13 protein-coding genes are annotated in these 14,790 nt (G+C 67.4%); 5 read left to right on the forward strand and 8 right to left on the reverse strand.

Annotation, left to right across the window (positions count from 1 at the left end; translation table 11 throughout):
* Positions 1–24: 24 nt before the first annotated feature.
* The 3 genes from ACIA12_RS13015 to ACIA12_RS13025 form a co-directional block, all read right to left on the reverse strand.
* The gene (locus ACIA12_RS13015; protein ID WP_396367128.1) at positions 25–1,269 is read right to left on the reverse strand and encodes an NAD(P)/FAD-dependent oxidoreductase; all 1,245 of its coding nucleotides are present in this window, start codon (positions 1,267–1,269) and stop codon (positions 25–27) included.
* 106 nt (positions 1,270–1,375) lie between these two features.
* Complete coding sequence (locus ACIA12_RS13020; protein WP_396367129.1) at positions 1,376–2,617, reverse strand: deoxyguanosinetriphosphate triphosphohydrolase; 1,242 nt, start codon at positions 2,615–2,617, stop codon at positions 1,376–1,378.
* 11 nt (positions 2,618–2,628) lie between these two features.
* On the reverse strand, positions 2,629–3,270 hold the full coding sequence (locus ACIA12_RS13025) for a RibD family protein (RefSeq protein ID WP_396367130.1): 642 nt from the start codon (positions 3,268–3,270) through the stop codon (positions 2,629–2,631).
* 84 nt (positions 3,271–3,354) lie between these two features.
* Between ACIA12_RS13025 and ACIA12_RS13030 the strand changes: the two genes are divergently transcribed.
* Entirely contained in the window at positions 3,355–3,936 is a 582-nt protein-coding gene (locus ACIA12_RS13030) for a helix-turn-helix domain-containing protein (RefSeq protein ID WP_396367131.1), read from the forward strand.
* Positions 3,933–5,252 carry an MFS transporter gene (locus ACIA12_RS13035; protein ID WP_396367132.1) on the forward strand — a complete coding sequence of 440 codons (1,320 nt, stop codon included), beginning with the start codon at positions 3,933–3,935 and terminating at the stop codon, positions 5,250–5,252. Before ACIA12_RS13030 ends, ACIA12_RS13035 begins: the two co-directional genes overlap by 4 nt.
* Here the strand turns inward: ACIA12_RS13035 and ACIA12_RS13040 are convergent.
* On the reverse strand, positions 5,177–5,824 hold the full coding sequence (locus ACIA12_RS13040) for a TetR family transcriptional regulator C-terminal domain-containing protein (protein WP_396367133.1): 648 nt from the start codon (positions 5,822–5,824) through the stop codon (positions 5,177–5,179). The genes ACIA12_RS13035 and ACIA12_RS13040 overlap by 76 nt on opposite strands.
* A gap of 103 nt (positions 5,825–5,927) precedes the next feature.
* On the opposite strand from ACIA12_RS13040, the gene ACIA12_RS13045 reads away from it, so the two are divergent.
* Positions 5,928–6,767 (forward strand): alpha/beta hydrolase, encoded by an 840-nt coding sequence (locus tag ACIA12_RS13045; RefSeq protein ID WP_396367134.1) that lies wholly within the window; start codon positions 5,928–5,930, stop codon positions 6,765–6,767.
* Here the strand turns inward: ACIA12_RS13045 and ACIA12_RS13050 are convergent.
* Complete coding sequence (locus ACIA12_RS13050; RefSeq protein ID WP_396367135.1) at positions 6,732–8,258, reverse strand: helix-turn-helix domain-containing protein; 1,527 nt, start codon at positions 8,256–8,258, stop codon at positions 6,732–6,734. The two genes, ACIA12_RS13045 and ACIA12_RS13050, sit on opposite strands and share 36 nt — an antisense overlap.
* 149 nt (positions 8,259–8,407) lie before the next feature.
* On the opposite strand from ACIA12_RS13050, the gene ACIA12_RS13055 reads away from it, so the two are divergent.
* The gene (locus tag ACIA12_RS13055) at positions 8,408–9,634 is read left to right on the forward strand and encodes a hypothetical protein (protein ID WP_396367136.1); all 1,227 of its coding nucleotides are present in this window, start codon (positions 8,408–8,410) and stop codon (positions 9,632–9,634) included.
* A 23-nt stretch (positions 9,635–9,657) separates the two neighbouring features.
* Here ACIA12_RS13055 and ACIA12_RS13060 read toward each other — a convergent pair whose 3' ends face one another.
* From ACIA12_RS13060 to ppdK, 3 genes are all read right to left on the reverse strand, one after another.
* Positions 9,658–9,930 carry a YciI family protein gene (locus tag ACIA12_RS13060; protein WP_396367137.1) on the reverse strand — a complete coding sequence of 91 codons (273 nt, stop codon included), beginning with the start codon at positions 9,928–9,930 and terminating at the stop codon, positions 9,658–9,660.
* 150 nt (positions 9,931–10,080) lie between these two features.
* Positions 10,081–10,875 (reverse strand): class I SAM-dependent methyltransferase, encoded by a 795-nt coding sequence (locus tag ACIA12_RS13065; RefSeq protein ID WP_396367138.1) that lies wholly within the window; start codon positions 10,873–10,875, stop codon positions 10,081–10,083.
* 40 nt (positions 10,876–10,915) lie between these two features.
* A complete protein-coding gene (gene ppdK / locus ACIA12_RS13070; RefSeq protein WP_396367139.1) occupies positions 10,916–13,600 on the reverse strand; it encodes a pyruvate, phosphate dikinase in 2,685 nt (894 codons plus the stop codon).
* A gap of 415 nt (positions 13,601–14,015) precedes the next feature.
* Between ppdK and ACIA12_RS13075 the strand changes: the two genes are divergently transcribed.
* A complete protein-coding gene (locus ACIA12_RS13075; protein ID WP_396367140.1) occupies positions 14,016–14,330 on the forward strand; it encodes a hypothetical protein in 315 nt (104 codons plus the stop codon).
* Positions 14,331–14,790: the final 460 nt, after the last annotated feature.

Here is a 14,790-nt window from a genome sequence, read left to right on the forward strand (position 1 = left end):
GCCGGGGCCGTCCGAGGGCAGCTGTCAGACGTCCGTGAGCTCCACCGAGGTGTCCGCGAGGCGGGTCGGGTCGACCGGTTTCTTGGAGAGGATCAGCTTTTTGATCGGGTTGATGATGTCCCAGCCGCTGTTCATCTGCAGGCCGGCCAGCACGTGGTTGTCTTCGGCCAGCCAGAAGGCCAGATAGGCGCCAGAGGCCGGGTCGCCTCGCAGGACGACCTGGTACGACGTGCCGCGCGGCACGTCGCCCGTGTACTCCAGGCTGACGTCGTACTGGTCGCTGAAGAAGTACGGGAGGGCGTCCTGCGCCACGTCCTTGCCGAGCATCGCCTGGGCGGCCGCCTTGCCGCTGTCCATCGCGTTCTGCCAGTGCTCGACGCGGATCGAGCGGCCGAGGAAGGGGTGGTCCCAGCGAACCACGTCGCCGGCCGCGTAGACGCCCGGCACGGAGGTCTGGAGGTCCGGGCCGGTGAGGATTCCGAGGCCCTCCTCGCGGCTCGCGACCTTGATTCCGGCAGCCTCCGCGAGTTCGGTGTTGGGCTGGATGCCGACACCCACCACCACGAGGTCCGCGGGCAGGACCTCACCGCTCGAGAGCCGGACGCCGGTGACCCTGTCGTTGCCCTCGAAGCCATCGACGCCGGTGTCGAATCGCAACTCGACCCCGTGGCTACGGTGCAGCCCGGCGATCAGGTCGCCGACCTGCTGGCCCAGCACGGAGGCGAGGGCAGTCGGCTGCGGCTCGACAATGGTGACCTCGCAGCCTCGTTCGCGCGCGGTCGCGGCGGTCTCGAGGCCGATCCATCCGGCGCCGACGACGACCACCCGCGGCTTGGCGGCATACGCGTCGCTGAGCGCCTTCGACTCGGCCGCCGTACGGAGGTAGTGCACACCGGCGAGATCACCACCCGGTACGTCGAGCTTGCGGACCCGGCTGCCCGTGGCGATGAGCAACTTGTCGTACCCGACCTCGGTGCCGTCAGCCAGCGTCACCGTGCGCGCCGCCGTGTCGATCGCGGTCGCCTTGACGCCCAGGCGCAGCTCGATGTTCCGCTCGTCGTACCAGGCCTGGTCGTGCAACTGGGCGACCTCGGGCTGGTCCTTGCCGAGCAGGACGGTCTTGGACAGCGGCGGGCGCTCGTAGGGCAGCTCCGGCTCGTCGCCGATCAGCACGATCTGGCCGGGCCACTCTTCCCTGCGCAAGAAATCGGCGGCTCTGGCCCCGGCCAGGCTCGCTCCGATGATGACAATGCGTTCCGAGTCGGTCATGGCACCGAGATTAAGCCTTCCGGCTCGCTCGCGTCAGGCAGCCGCGTCGGCGTACCGGTCCGGTACGTGAGCGGTGACGGCCGAGGCGACAGAACGTCCTACGTCGTCAAGAGTGTTGGCTGACGAGTCTGGTGTGCCAGCTGAGGGCTGACGGGTCGGTCAGGGACGCGACCTGGTCGATGATGACGCGGAGGCGTGCGTCGTCGTCGGCCGCGTCCGTGAAGTCGGCGGCGAAGGCGACATCCAGGTCCCGGGGCGCCGACTCCCACAGCGCCTCGACCAACTCGGTGAGCAGCTCTCGCTGACTGGCCCGACGCGCCTGCCGCTCCGGCGAGTTCAGCACCTGGAACATCCCGATGCTCTTCAACAACGCGATCTCCGTGCGAACACCGTCCGGCACGACCAGATCCGCCTCGTAGCGAATCAGCCGCGACCGCCCGAACCGCGCATGCGTCGCCTGCTCCGCCGCGGTCACCAGCCGTCCGATCAGCTGACTGGTCAGGTCCTTCAGCCCACCGAGCGCCCGGCGGCTGTCGTCGAAGCCCGCCCGCGGCCAGTACGGCAGCGCGGTCAGCCGCTCCCAGGTCTCGTCCAGCTCCGCATCTGTTGCCTCTGGCAAGTAGATCCGCCGGACGGTCTCCCAGTACGGCGCTCGCTCGGCGTCCACCTGGCCGAGGTCGATGTGGTGCGCGACGATCCCGTCCTCGACGTCGTGCACCGAGTACGCGACGTCGTCGGCGAAGTCCATCACCTGCGCCTCGAGACAGCGCCGGCCGCCCGCCTCGACGCCCTGCCGCAACCAGTCGAAGACCGCCGCGTCATCGTCGTACACACCGAACTTGCGTTGCCCCGGCTGCCTCAGCCACGGGTACTTCGTCGCCGCGTCGAGCGTCGCCCGGCTGAGATTCAGCCCGACGCTCCGGCCCGACGCGTCGAAGGTCTTCGACTCCAGCCGGGTCAGCAGCCGCAGCGTCTGCGCATTGCCCTCGAACCCGCCGATCTTCTCCGCGAGCTGGTCGAGCGCCCGCTCCCCGTTGTGCCCGTACGGCGGATGGCCGAGGTCGTGCGCGAGGCAGGCCGCGTCGACGATGTCCGGATCGCAGCCGAGCGTGCTGGCCAGCTCGCGGCCGATCTGGGCGACCTCGAGACTGTGCGTCAGCCTGTTCCGGACGAAGTCGTCGCTGCCGGCCGTCGCGACCTGCGTCTTGGCCGCCAGCCGGCGAAGCGCGGCGCTGTGCAGCACGCGCGCACGATCCCGCGCGAACGCCGTCCGGCCCGGCCGCTTGACCGGCTCCGCGACCCAGCGCTCGGCGTCGTGCTCGTCATACCACTCGTGCTGCTTCCTCATTGCTGCTCACCCTAGTCACTGGCACCGACAGTTTCGACGGAACTCTCGGCCACGCAGTACCGGAGCCAGGTGACTCCGGGAAGGAAGGTCTCGACGTTCGCCAGTGAGAGGTCGAGGTGACCGGTGAAGGAGTCGTGCCAACGAGGGGCGTCGCCGATCAGGACGGGGTGGACGAGCAGGCAGAGCTCGTCCACGAGACCTTGGTCGATCATTGCCCCGAGCAACCCGCCACCGCTGTCGATGCGGATGAGTCTGGCGCCCCGACGGCCGAGATGGTCAAGGCACTCGGCCAGGTCGACGTGGTCGTAGCCGGTGACGAGCTCCCGGATCACGCTGTCGGGTCGACGGGCGGGTGTCAGCTCGGAGTACAGGGCTAGTACGTCGGACCAGTAGCCGAGCTCGCGAAGCGCTTCGAGGTCGTGGACTCGATGCCTGCTGTCGACGACCGCGAGGAGCGGGCCGGCCTCGCGCGGACCGGGGCGTAGCGCAGTACGGACGGAACTCTCCTGGGCGAGCAGGGTGTCGGCGCCGATGAGCGTGACGTCCTCCTGCCAGAGCGTCGCCAGGGCATACAGGCGTGCTTGATCGGCCTCGAAACCGGTTGTCGCACCGTCGAGTGAGACCGCGAGTTGAGCCACCACATGAGGCCGCATGTCTCGACCCTAGGAGTCGCCACCGACAGAAATATTTACAGAGGAGTCTTTGCAGAGGATTCTCTGCAAGGTAGAGTCGCGGCTATGGAGAAGCCGATGCGCAGGATCGACGCGCGCAGTCTGCGGGGGCTCGCCCATCCGCTGCGGATGCAGATCATCGAGGCGCTGGAGCTCGACGGTGCGGCGACCTCGACCGGGTTGTCGGCGCGGCTGGGTGAGAGCACGGGGACGATCAGCTGGCATCTGCGGTTGCTCGCCGAGCACGGGTACATCGAGGAGGAGGTCGATCGCGGCACCAAGCGGGAGCGCTGGTGGCGGATCCCGCCGGGCCGTACGGTCCTCAACCCGGCCGACTTCCGCGACGATCCCGAGACGAGCGGCGCGCTGAAGGTGTACTTGGCGGACCTGGTCGAGCGCTACTACGACCGGGTACGCCGGTACGTCGACGAGAACTGGCCCGGCGAATGGCAACACGCCGCCGCCCTCTCCGACTGGCGCGACCTCAAGCTCACCCCCGAGCAGTTGTTCGCCCTCAACGAAGAGCTCGGCCAGGTCATCGAGCGCTACACCGAGAGCGCGCTCGCCGTCGAGGACGGCACGACCGGGGACAGTCGCGCGATGCCGGTCATCGTGCAACTGCAGTCGTTCCCCCGGCGGCCGGGATGAGCGGGCGGACGGCGGGCTCCGGCTCCGGCTCCGGCTCCGGTGGAAGCCTGTTGCTGCGGCATCGGGACTTCCGGTGGTTCTGGGTTGGGGAGACGGTCAACCGGTTCGGAAGTTCGGTCTCGACCGTGGCGTTGCCGTTGATCGCAGTTTCGGTGCTTCAGGCAACGACTTTCCAGGTCGGATTGCTGAGCGCGGCCGCCTGGCTGCCCTGGCTGCTGATCGGGTTGCCGGTCGGCGCCTGGGTCGACCGCTGGTCACGCCGGCCGATCATGCTGCTCAGCTCGGCGACCTCGTTGGTCCTCTTCGCAAGCATCCCGCTCGCCGCGCATACCGGCGTACTGACGATCGAGTTGCTGCTCGCTATCGCAGTACTGACCGGCGCGGCCGCCGTCTTCTTCCAGACCGCCTACAGCGCCTACCTGCCCAACCTGCTCACCCAATCGGATCAAGCCGAGGGCAACGCCAAACTCCACGGCAGCGCCTCGGCCGCGCAGATCGCCGGTGTCGGCTGCGGCGGCGTGATCGTGCAGGCAGCCGGCGCCGTCAACGGCATGTACGTCGATGCGTCGACCTTCCTCATCGCCCTGCTCTGCATCTCCGCGATCCGGTACCGCGAACCGCGCCGCCCCGACGTCACCCACACCCCGCTCGCCACCGAGGTCCTGGCCGGCCTCCGACTCGTCGCCGGCGATGTCTGGCTCCGTACGCTCACGATCTTCGGCGGCGTCTCCAACCTCGCCCTGATGGGCTACCAGTCGATCATCGTCGTCTTCCTCGTCCGCGAGGTCGGCGTCTCCCCCGGCGTCGTCGGCGCCCTGATGGCCATCGCCAGCAGCGGCGGAGTCGTCGGCGCATTCCTCGGCCGCCGCGTCGCCACAGCCATCGGTACCGCGCGCGCAACCCTCTTCTTCGAGCTGGCCCTACCGGCCCTCGCCCTCCTGATCCCCTTGACCACAAGGGGTCCCGGCCTCGCCCTCTACCCGCTCGGCGCCTTCTGCATTGGCGTCGGGGTGGTCGCCGGCAACACGATCAAGCAGACCTTCCACCAGTCCTACTGCCCACCCGAACTCCGCGGCCGCCTAGCCGCCAGCACATCCTTCCTCAACTACGGCACGATTCCCCTGGGCGCATTGCTCGGCGGCACCCTGGGCCAAGTACTAGGCCTCCGTACCGCGCTCTGGATCACAACAGCGGGCATCCCCCTAGCCGGCCTGGTACTCCTCTGCTCCCCCATCCGCCGTCAATGCGACTTGCCGAGCCAAGGCAGGGCAGTACCGGCTGTTGCGGCGGACTCGAGGCGGGCGCGGATCGAGTGACGAGCTCGCTGGTAGATGGAGCCGTCGTCGGCGTGGAGGAGGGAGGCGAGGTTGGCTGAGTCGTAGTACGCGTTCAGCTCGAAGGCGAGTTGGGCTGGGTCTGCGGCCAGCTCGCCGGCCGCGATCGCTTCGGCGATGGTTTGCTCCAACAGACCGATCCACTCGCGGTTGACCTCGGCCAGATAGACATGGACGGCTCCGGTGCGGGCGCCGTACTCGTGGGAGGCCTTGGCGAAGAAGCAGCCGCCTGGGAAGACGCGGCGTTCGGAGTAGTCGAGCCAGGACTCACTCAACACCCACAGCCGCCCAAGCCCGGGCGAGACCGCGAAGGCAGGCTCCACCACAGCCTCGGCGTAGATCCGGCGAGCCGCGCGGACAGTTGCCAACTGCAGCTCTTCCTTGGACCCGAAGTGGGCGAACACCCCACCCTTGCTGAGCTCCAACTCCTTGGCCAGCCGCCCGATCGACAGGCCTTCCAGTCCGTCCACCGAGGCGATGTCGACCGCCTTGCGCAGCACGATCCGCCGGGTCTGGTCGCCCCGCACCAGCCGTCCGTCGACACGCGTCTCCATCGCCACCTCCTGTGCCGGAGATCCTAGTTCGCTTGACGCCGCCAGATCGGCAAACTAATAATACGACCGTTCGTATAGTTTGCCAGAGCGAAGGAGAACCACGGTGATCGTCGAGGTGGTACGGGCGAGCTTGAAGGTGTTGCCGCCAGGGATCGCGGGGCGGGTGGCGTTCGAGTTGTGGCGGCGGCCGATGGCGCGGGGGAAGGTGCGCACGGTCGAGCGCGAGATCCACGACGCTGCCCGCAGAGAGGTGGTCGACGGAGTAGTCACGTACGCGTGGGGCGACGGCCGGCGCCCGGTACTGCTTGTGCACGGCTGGCGGTCGCGGGCTTCGCGGTACTACGCGTTCGTCGAGCGGCTGCTGGAGCTCGGCTACAGCCCGGTCTCGTACGACGCTCCCGGACACGGCGACACCAAGCTGAAGGCCGGGACGATCCTCGATCACCAGCGGATCATCAACCGGCTGGCCGGCGAGTACGGGACCTTCGAAGGCGTGATCGCGCACTCGCTCGGCGTCCCGTTCGTCCTGTACGCGCTCCGCGAGGGAGTGGAGGCCCGGCGGGTGGTGACGATCAGCGGCCTGGCCGAGTTCGGCTACCTCGTCGACGCGTTCTGCCGCGAGCTCAACCTCGGCCCCAAGGTCAACGCCGAGCTGAGAAAGGCGATCGAGCGCGGGCTGTTCGACGGCGACGAGACGATCTGGGCGAAGTACTCAATCTCAGAGGGCGCGACCGACCTGCTGGCGATCCACAACGACGAGGACGACGTCGTGGATCCGGGTCAGGCACCGATCCTGCTCAAGCGGTACGGATCGAAGGCGCATTTTCTGCAGACCAACGGCCTCGGTCATCGCCGGATCATGGTCGATCCGGAGGTGATCACCGAGGCCGTGGCCTATATCCAGGACTCAGATGTCGCGGAACGTCTCGATCTGGGCGCCTAGCGAGTTGAGCCGGGCCGCCAGCTCCTCGTAGCCGCGGTTGATCACGTAGACCGAGCGCAGCACCGACGTACCCTTCGCCGCCATCATCGCGATCAGCGTGACCACGGCCGGACGCAGCGCCGGCGGGCACATGATCTCGGCGCCGGAGAAGTGCGTCGGGCCCTCGACCATCACCCGGTGCGGGTCGAGCAGCTTGACCCGGCCGCCGAGCTTGTTCAGGTCGGTCAGGTAGATCGCGCGGTTCTCATAGACCCAGTCGTGGATCAGCGTCTGCCCGGTCGCCGTCGCCGCGATCACCGCGAAGAACGGCAGGTTGTCGATGTTCAGGCCCGGGAACGGCATCGGGTGGATCTTGTCGATCGGCGCGTGCAGCGTGGACGGCCGGGTGGTCAGGTCGACCAGCCGGGTCCGGCCGTTCTCGGCCAGGTACTCGTCGCTGCGGCTGTAGTCGAAGCCCATCTCCTCCAGCAGCGCCAGCTCGATCTCCAGGAACTCGATCGGCGCCCGCCGGATGGTGATCTCCGAGCTCGTCACGATCGCCGCGGTGAGCAGGCTCATCGCCTCGATCGGGTCCTCGGACGGCGCGTAGTCGACATCGACGTCGATGTCCGGCGTACCGTGCACGGTCAGCGTGGTCGAGCCGACGCCGTCGATCTTCACGCCGAGCAGGTCCAGGTAGAAGCACAGGTCCTGGACCATGTAGTTCGACGAGGCGTTGCGGATCACCGTGACACCGTCGTACCGGGCGGCGGCCATGATCGCGTTCTCGGTCACGGTGTCGCCGCGCTCGGTCAGTACGATCGGCTTGCCCGGCGTGATCGCGCGGTTGACCACCGCGTGGTACTCCCCCGCGGTCGCCTTGATCTCCAGGCCGAACGGGCGCAGCGCCGACATGTGCGGCTCGACGGTCCGGGTGCCGAGGTCGCAGCCACCGGCGTACGGCAGGGCGAAGGTGTCCTCGCGGTGCAGCAGCGGACCGAGGAACATGATGATGCTGCGGGTCCGGCGGGCCGCCTCGGCGTCCATCCCGGCCAGGTCGAGGTGCGCCGGGGGCACGATCTCCAGGTCGCCGGCGTCGTTCAGCCAGGTCGTCTTCACGCCGATCGAGTTCAGTACTTCGAGCAGCCGGTTGACCTCTTCGATCCGCGCGACCTTGCGCAGCGTGGTCCGGCCTTTGTTCAAAAGGCTGGCGCACAACAGCGCGACACCGGCGTTCTTGGACGACTTGACGTCGATGGTTCCGGACAGTTGGCGTCCACCCACGACACGGAGGTGGACCGGACCGCCACCGAGAGAGACAATCTCGGAGTCGAGTGCTTCGCCGATCCGGGCGAGCATCTCGAGAGTGAGGTTCTGATGACCCTTTTCGATCCGGTTCACCGCACTTTGACTGGTGCCCAGCACGTCGGCGAGCTGGGTCTGCGTCCAGCCACGGTGCTTGCGGGCGTCCCGGATGAGATTGCCGATCCGGCTCAGGTAGTCATCAGTCATGCGCCGGACCTTATCTCACATGTGAGATACCTCTGCACCGACCCGCCGCTCACAGCGTAGCCAACGTCACGACGCACCGGCCGCCAACCGCCGATGCATCCCCCGCGTCATAGTCTTAGCCATTCCGACCGCCCGGAGAGGAACCATCAATGCCCGACGACGTCACTACCGCTGGTGTGACTGAGTTCGAGGCGGAGTCCTGGCCGCTGGAGGCAGCGGCCGAGGGTCTGCACCAAGTGATCGACGGTTTCCAGAACGGTGACACCCGGCCGCTGGTGATCGGTGACGGCGATCAGCCGGTGCTGGTCGTGCTGGCGATCGCCGATCTGGCCGACTTCCGGGCCCGGATCGCCGAACTGCTGGGCAACCCGGTCGACGCCGGCTGGTTGCGCTACTACCTCCGCTCCACCTTCGACATGAGCTCCGAGACCCTCGTCGAGCAACTCGGGGTGGACACCGACCACGGCCTGTCGTCCCTGGCCAGCCAGGTGAACGTCGAGCAGGCCGCGCTGCTGCTGCCCGATCACCTGAGAAGGACCGAGGCCGGCGGCAACCCGCTGATGCTGATCGGCGACGGGATGCTCGCGACCGCGGCGCTGATCGCGTTCCCCGCGTTCTCGGTGCTGCTCGCGATGGAGAGCGACGGCAAGACCGACGACGACTCCTGCGCGCACGACGAGGAGGAGAAGCCGACCACCCCGCTCGAGGTGCTCGCCGAGCGGCTCGGGCCGATCTCCACCCAGCTCGTCGCGCGGATCAACGCGGGACGCGAGCCGGGACTCCCGAAGTACGACCTGCACTTCGAGGACGACCTGATCGAGCACCTGCGCGACCTGGAGAAGCGCGCGCAGGCGGCTCCGGGCGGCGGCGCGTACGACGAGCTGAACGATCTGCTGCACTCGTTCGACCAGATGCGCAGTGGTGAGCTCGCGGAGGAGGAAGCTGAGCTCGAGGAGGCCGAGGCGCCGTACATCGAGGTGACGGATCTGCCGGCCGCGTTCCCCGAGGTGCGCGACGCGTTCCGCTCCGGCGCCGACGATCCGTACCTGATCGGCATCGGCGGCAGCCCGCTGGCCGGCCTGATCTCCTACGACCTGTACGAGATGCTGCAGAAGGTCTCGGTCGAGATGGACGGCACCGACGAGGCGCCGGTCCTGCCGCTGCCCGCGCCGCTGTGGGACGACGGCCCCGAACTGGTCTCGTTCGACGCCGCCGTCGAGATCTGCCCGGCCGTCATCGAGGACATCTCCAACGGCGACGCGTCGATGCTGATCGTCGCCGACGACGAGACGGGCGAGCCCGAGATGGTGCTCGCCCCGCTCGTCTGGCTGTGGGCCTACGTCGACTACCTCGAGCTCGAGCCGACCGAAGTCTGACTTGTACTACATCCCGCCGGCGATCAGGCCGGCGGGAAGCGCTTCTCCCACTCCTGCAGCGTGACGATCTCGTAGATGTCGGCCGCGGTGTAGGGGTCGTTCGCGATGATCTCGCGAACCTCCGCCTCGTCGGCGACGTCGTAGATCAGCAGGGCTCCGGTCGCATCGACGAACGGTCCGGCGGCGTGCAGCTTGCCCGCGGCGTACAGCTCGGTCAGGTACTCGCGGTGGGCCGGCATCACCTCCAGCCGGCGTGCCGGATCGGTGAACTTCAGCGTGAGCGCGAAAAGGGCCATGGCCTCAACCCTATCCAGGGAGTCCATGGCCCGCTCGCCATCTCACGTTGGTGCGGGAAGGGAGTCACGAGCCGCCACAGCGGCTGGTTCAGGTCGGACCCTAAAGTCGACGGTGATCGCCCTTCCCGCTCGGTTATTTTGACCACCGGATCAGCTGGATGCAAGAGGTTGGTTAAGCCGATTTGCAGCAGTCAGTCTCGTCAGGTAACGCTTCGTGACCGACCCCCCGGCGGCGTTGATGAGAGCGCTTACACACTCATACAGTCGGTGACGCCGCTCAGAAGTCAAGGCCCGATGACCGGAGTACGAACTCAGCAGATCGAGGTACTCGGCGGCCGAATAGCTCTGTTCCCACTCGTACTGCCGGACGACGACCGGCCCGAACCGCCCACTCGCGTCGATCTCGACGGAGTCTTCCTGCGGTACTTCCTCAGCCGTAAGCATCGGAGTCTCGTCGGCATCGTCGGTAAAGCGCCGGTAGCAGTCCCGGACGTCCATCCAGAACTGCTCACTCCCGCCGGCGATGTGATGCGTCGACACGATCGCCAGCAGCCCACCCGGCCGGAGGGCATCGGCCGACTTCGGCACCCGTACCTCCGGATCGATCCAGTGGAACGCCGTCGCCGACAGAACCAGGTCGAACTTCTCCGCCGGCAACGGCCAACTCTCGAAGGCTGCCGTGATCACCTCGAGCTCCGGCAGCTTCGCCCGCGCCACGCGGCCGAGGTCAGGACTCAGCTCGACCGCCTTCACCGACCAGCCGCGCTCCAGCATCGGCCTCGTCGCCTGCCCGGTACCGCAACCGATCTCCAGCACCCGCGGCCGGCGCGGATTCCCGAGCAGCCTGGCGATGTCGTCGTACAGGCGCGGTGGGTACGTCGGCCGGACCCGGTCGTAGAGTTCCGCGTCCTCCCCGAACGTCTGGCGCAAGCTCTCCCGGCTCATTGCTGAAGGCTAGCGCCCGACGGACGGGGAGGGTGAGTGGTCAGTCGAGAGCGGCGCGGCCTGCTTCGAGGCGGGCGACCGGGATCCGGAAGGGCGAGCAGGAGACATAGTCGAGCCCGACCTCGTGGAAGAAGTGGATGCTGTCCGGGTCTCCGCCGTGCTCACCGCAGATGCCGAGCTTGAGGTCAGGCTTGGCGGCCCGGCCCTTCTCGACGCCGGTACGGACCAGAGAGCCGACGCCGTCGCGGTCGATCGACTCGAACGGGGAGACCGCGAAGATGCCCTTCTCCAGGTACCGGGTGAAGAACGAGCTCTCGACGTCGTCGCGGCTGAATCCCCAGGTCGTCTGGGTCAGGTCGTTGGTACCGAACGAGAAGAAGTCCGCCGCCTCGGCGATCTGGTCCGCGATCACCGCCGCCCGCGGCAGCTCGATCATCGTCCCGATCGGGGTCTTCCACTCGACGCCGTCGGTGCCCGCGCCGTCTCGATCCACCTCGGCCAGCACGGCGTCGACCTCGTCGCGGGCCAGCTGCAGCTCCTGGACCGCGCCGACCAGCGGGATCATGATCTCCGGGTGGGGATCCTTGCCCTGGGCACGTAATTCGGCAGCCGCCGAAGCGATCGCCCGGACCTGCATGGCGAACAGGCCTGGTACCACCAGGCCGAGCCGGACACCGCGCAGGCCGAGCATCGGGTTCTGCTCGTGCAGCCGCTGGACCGCCGCGAGCAGCTTCTTGTTCCGGCCGGGATCCTCGCCACGCTCCTCGGCGACGGCGACCTTCACGGCGAGGTCCTCCATCGACGGCAGGAACTCGTGCAACGGCGGATCGATCAGCCGGATCGTGACCGGCAGGCCGTCCATCGCGGTCAGCAACTCCAGGAAGTCGCCACGCTGCAACGGCTCCAGCTCCGCCAGCGCAGCCTCGCGCTCGCCGTCCTCGTCGGCCAGGATCAGCCGCTCGACGGACTCGCGCCGCTCCCCCAGGAACATGTGCTCGGTCCGGCACAGACCGATGCCCTCGGCGCCGAACCGCCGGGCCCGGCCGGCGTCCTCTGCGGTGTCGGCATTCGTCCGTACGCCGAGCCGCCGGATCTCGTCGGCATGCGTCATCAACCGGTGCACCGACGCGACCAGCTCGTCACCGGCGTCGGGGGCCAGCGTGCCCTCGAAGTACTGGACGACCGGCGACGGCACGACGGGAACCTCACCGAGGAACACCTCGCCCGTGGTGCCGTCGATGGAGATCATGTCGCCCTCGGCGATCGTCGTGCCGTCGCCCTTGACCTTGATGGTGCGGGCCGCGACGTTCACGTCGAGGTCCTCGGCGCCGCAGACACAGGTCTTGCCCATGCCCCGGGCGACGACCGCGGCGTGCGACGTCTTGCCGCCGCGGCTGGTCAATACGCCCTGCGCGGCGATCATTCCGTGCAAGTCGTCGGGGTTGGTCTCCCGGCGTACCAGGATGACCTTCTCGCCGGCGTCGGCGGCCTCGACCGCCGCGGCCGAGGTGAAGACGACCTTGCCGGACGCGGCACCCGGCGAGGCGCCGATCGCCTTGGTGACAAGGTCTTTCGCCGCGTCGTCGTCGAACCGCGGGAACATCAGCTGGGCCAGCTGAGCACCCTTCACCCGGCGCAGTGCCTCATCGATGTCGATCACGCCCTCGTCGACCAAGCTGGTCGCGATCCGGAACGCGGCACCCGCGGTTCGCTTGCCGACCCGCGTCTGCAGCATCCACAGCTTGCCGCGCTCGACGGTGAACTCGATGTCGCACAGGTCGCGGTAGTGACCTTCGAGGGTGGCCATGATCGTCATCAGCTCGTCGTACGACGCCTTGTCGATCTGCTCCAGATCGGCCAGCGGGACCGTGTTGCGGATGCCCGCGACGACGTCCTCGCCTTGCGCGTTCTGCAGGTAGTCGCCGTACACACCGGGCTGGCCGCTCGACGGGTCACGGGTGAACGCGACACCCGTCCCGGAGTCCATCCCGAGGTTGCCGAACACCATCGAGCAGATGTTCACCGCCGTGCCGAGGTCGGTGGCGATCCGCTCCTGGCGGCGGTACAGGATCGCGCGCTCGGAGTTCCAGGAGCCGAAGACGGCCTCGATCGCCAGATCCATCTGGGCCCGCGGGTCCTGCGGGAACTCGCGGCCGGTGTGCTCGTGGACGGCCGCCTTGAAGGTCTGTACCAGCGCTTTGAGGTCGTCAGCGTCCAGGTCGAGGTCGTTCTTGGTCCCCTTGGCCTGCTTGGCCGCCTCGATCGCGTCCTCGAAGACGTCGCCCTCCATCCCGAGCACGGTCTTGCCGAACATCTGGATCAGCCGCCGGTAGGCGTCCCAGGCGAACCGCGGGTTGCCGGAGTGGTGCGCGAGACCGTTCACCGAGTCGTCGTTGAGGCCGACGTTGAGCACCGTCTCCATCATCCCGGGCATCGACACTGCAGCGCCGGACCGGACCGAGACGAGCAGTGGGTCGTCGGCCTGGCCGAGCTTCTTGCCCATCTTCTGCTCGAGCTCGGCGACGTGGTGGTCGATCTCGTCGGCGAGCTCGGGCGGTACCGAACCGGTCTTCAGGAAGACCTTGCAGGCGTCTGCGGTGATGGTGAAACCGGGCGGTACCGGCAGACCCAGATTGGTCATCTCGGCGAGGTTGGCCCCCTTGCCGCCGAGCAGCTGCTTCATGGATTTGTTGCCTTCGGCGAAGTCGTAGACGAGTTTCGGCACGGTGACTCCCTGAGGTGTGGGCCCGAGATTGGACGGCGACTTGTCGCGGCATGGTGACCGCTGGCCCGACGACTCCAATGGCGACGGCGTCTTTTCAGAGTAAGCCAGAAAACCAGTCCAGTTGAACACTGGTCTCACGTTGAGACAGGTGACGCTCCCCACATCCATCGACCGGAAACCCCTTACCACGTTGACAACGCAGGACAACGGCAGCTTTCCCCAAGGAAAAGCGAAACCAGACGCATACCCACCTTCGGTACGGGGTACCTGCCTGCATTCGTGGCCTGAGGCCGAGGTGACCTGCTCTACGACAGCGCGGCCGTGTCCCTCTCGCCGCCTAGACTGTCGGCTCGCGTTCTTGCCCATGACGTGAGGGCGCACTGACGAATACCCGTACGATCCGAAGGACTGAGCTGTGCCTGACCGCCCCGAGATCGTGTGCCTCTGCGGCTCCACCCGCTTCGCGGCCGAGATGGCCACGGCGAACCGAGACCTGACCTTCGCAGGCATCATCGTCCTCGCACCGGGCGTCTTCCCACGTACCGAGGACCACGAGCCCATCACCGACGAACAAAAGGCCGCGTTAGGCACCCTCCACCTACGCAAGATCGACCTGGCTGACCGCGTCCTGGTCGTCAACCCCGGCGGCTACCTAGGCGAGTCCACAACCAGAGAAATCGCCTACGCCCACACCACCGGCAAACCAATCTCCTTCACCAACCCCACCTGACCAACCACCCGCGTGGCCTCGCACTGCAATCAGACAAAACCGCCCGAACCACCACCCCGACCAGCGCCTCGCAGCCACACTCCACTGGGTCGTAGCACGCCTTGGCGGGCTGGGGCGGCCGGCGATGGACGAGACGACACCTAACCTTCGCTCGACCATCCGGCGCCGCCGCCCCGGTCCGCGCTGCGGCACTCTCCCAGCCGCAGGCATACCAGCGACCTACGGTTCTTCTTGTTTCTTTGCTCTTCTGCAGACGCTCGTGGAGGCAGTCCGTCTCCTCCTGCACTGGAGTTCGCCCACTAGCCGTTCGCCTCATATCGCTGCGCCGCGGCACCTCGCCAACCACAAGCGCCGCCGCGACCATCCTCTTGTTCTTTGCTCTTGTTCTTTGCTCTTGTTCTTTGCTCTTGTTCTTTGCTCTTGTTCTTTGCTCTTGTTCTTTGCTCTTGTTCTTTGCTCT

Source organism: Kribbella sp. NPDC051620 (assembly GCF_044453825.1).
In the GTDB taxonomy this organism is placed as follows: domain Bacteria; phylum Actinomycetota; class Actinomycetes; order Propionibacteriales; family Kribbellaceae; genus Kribbella.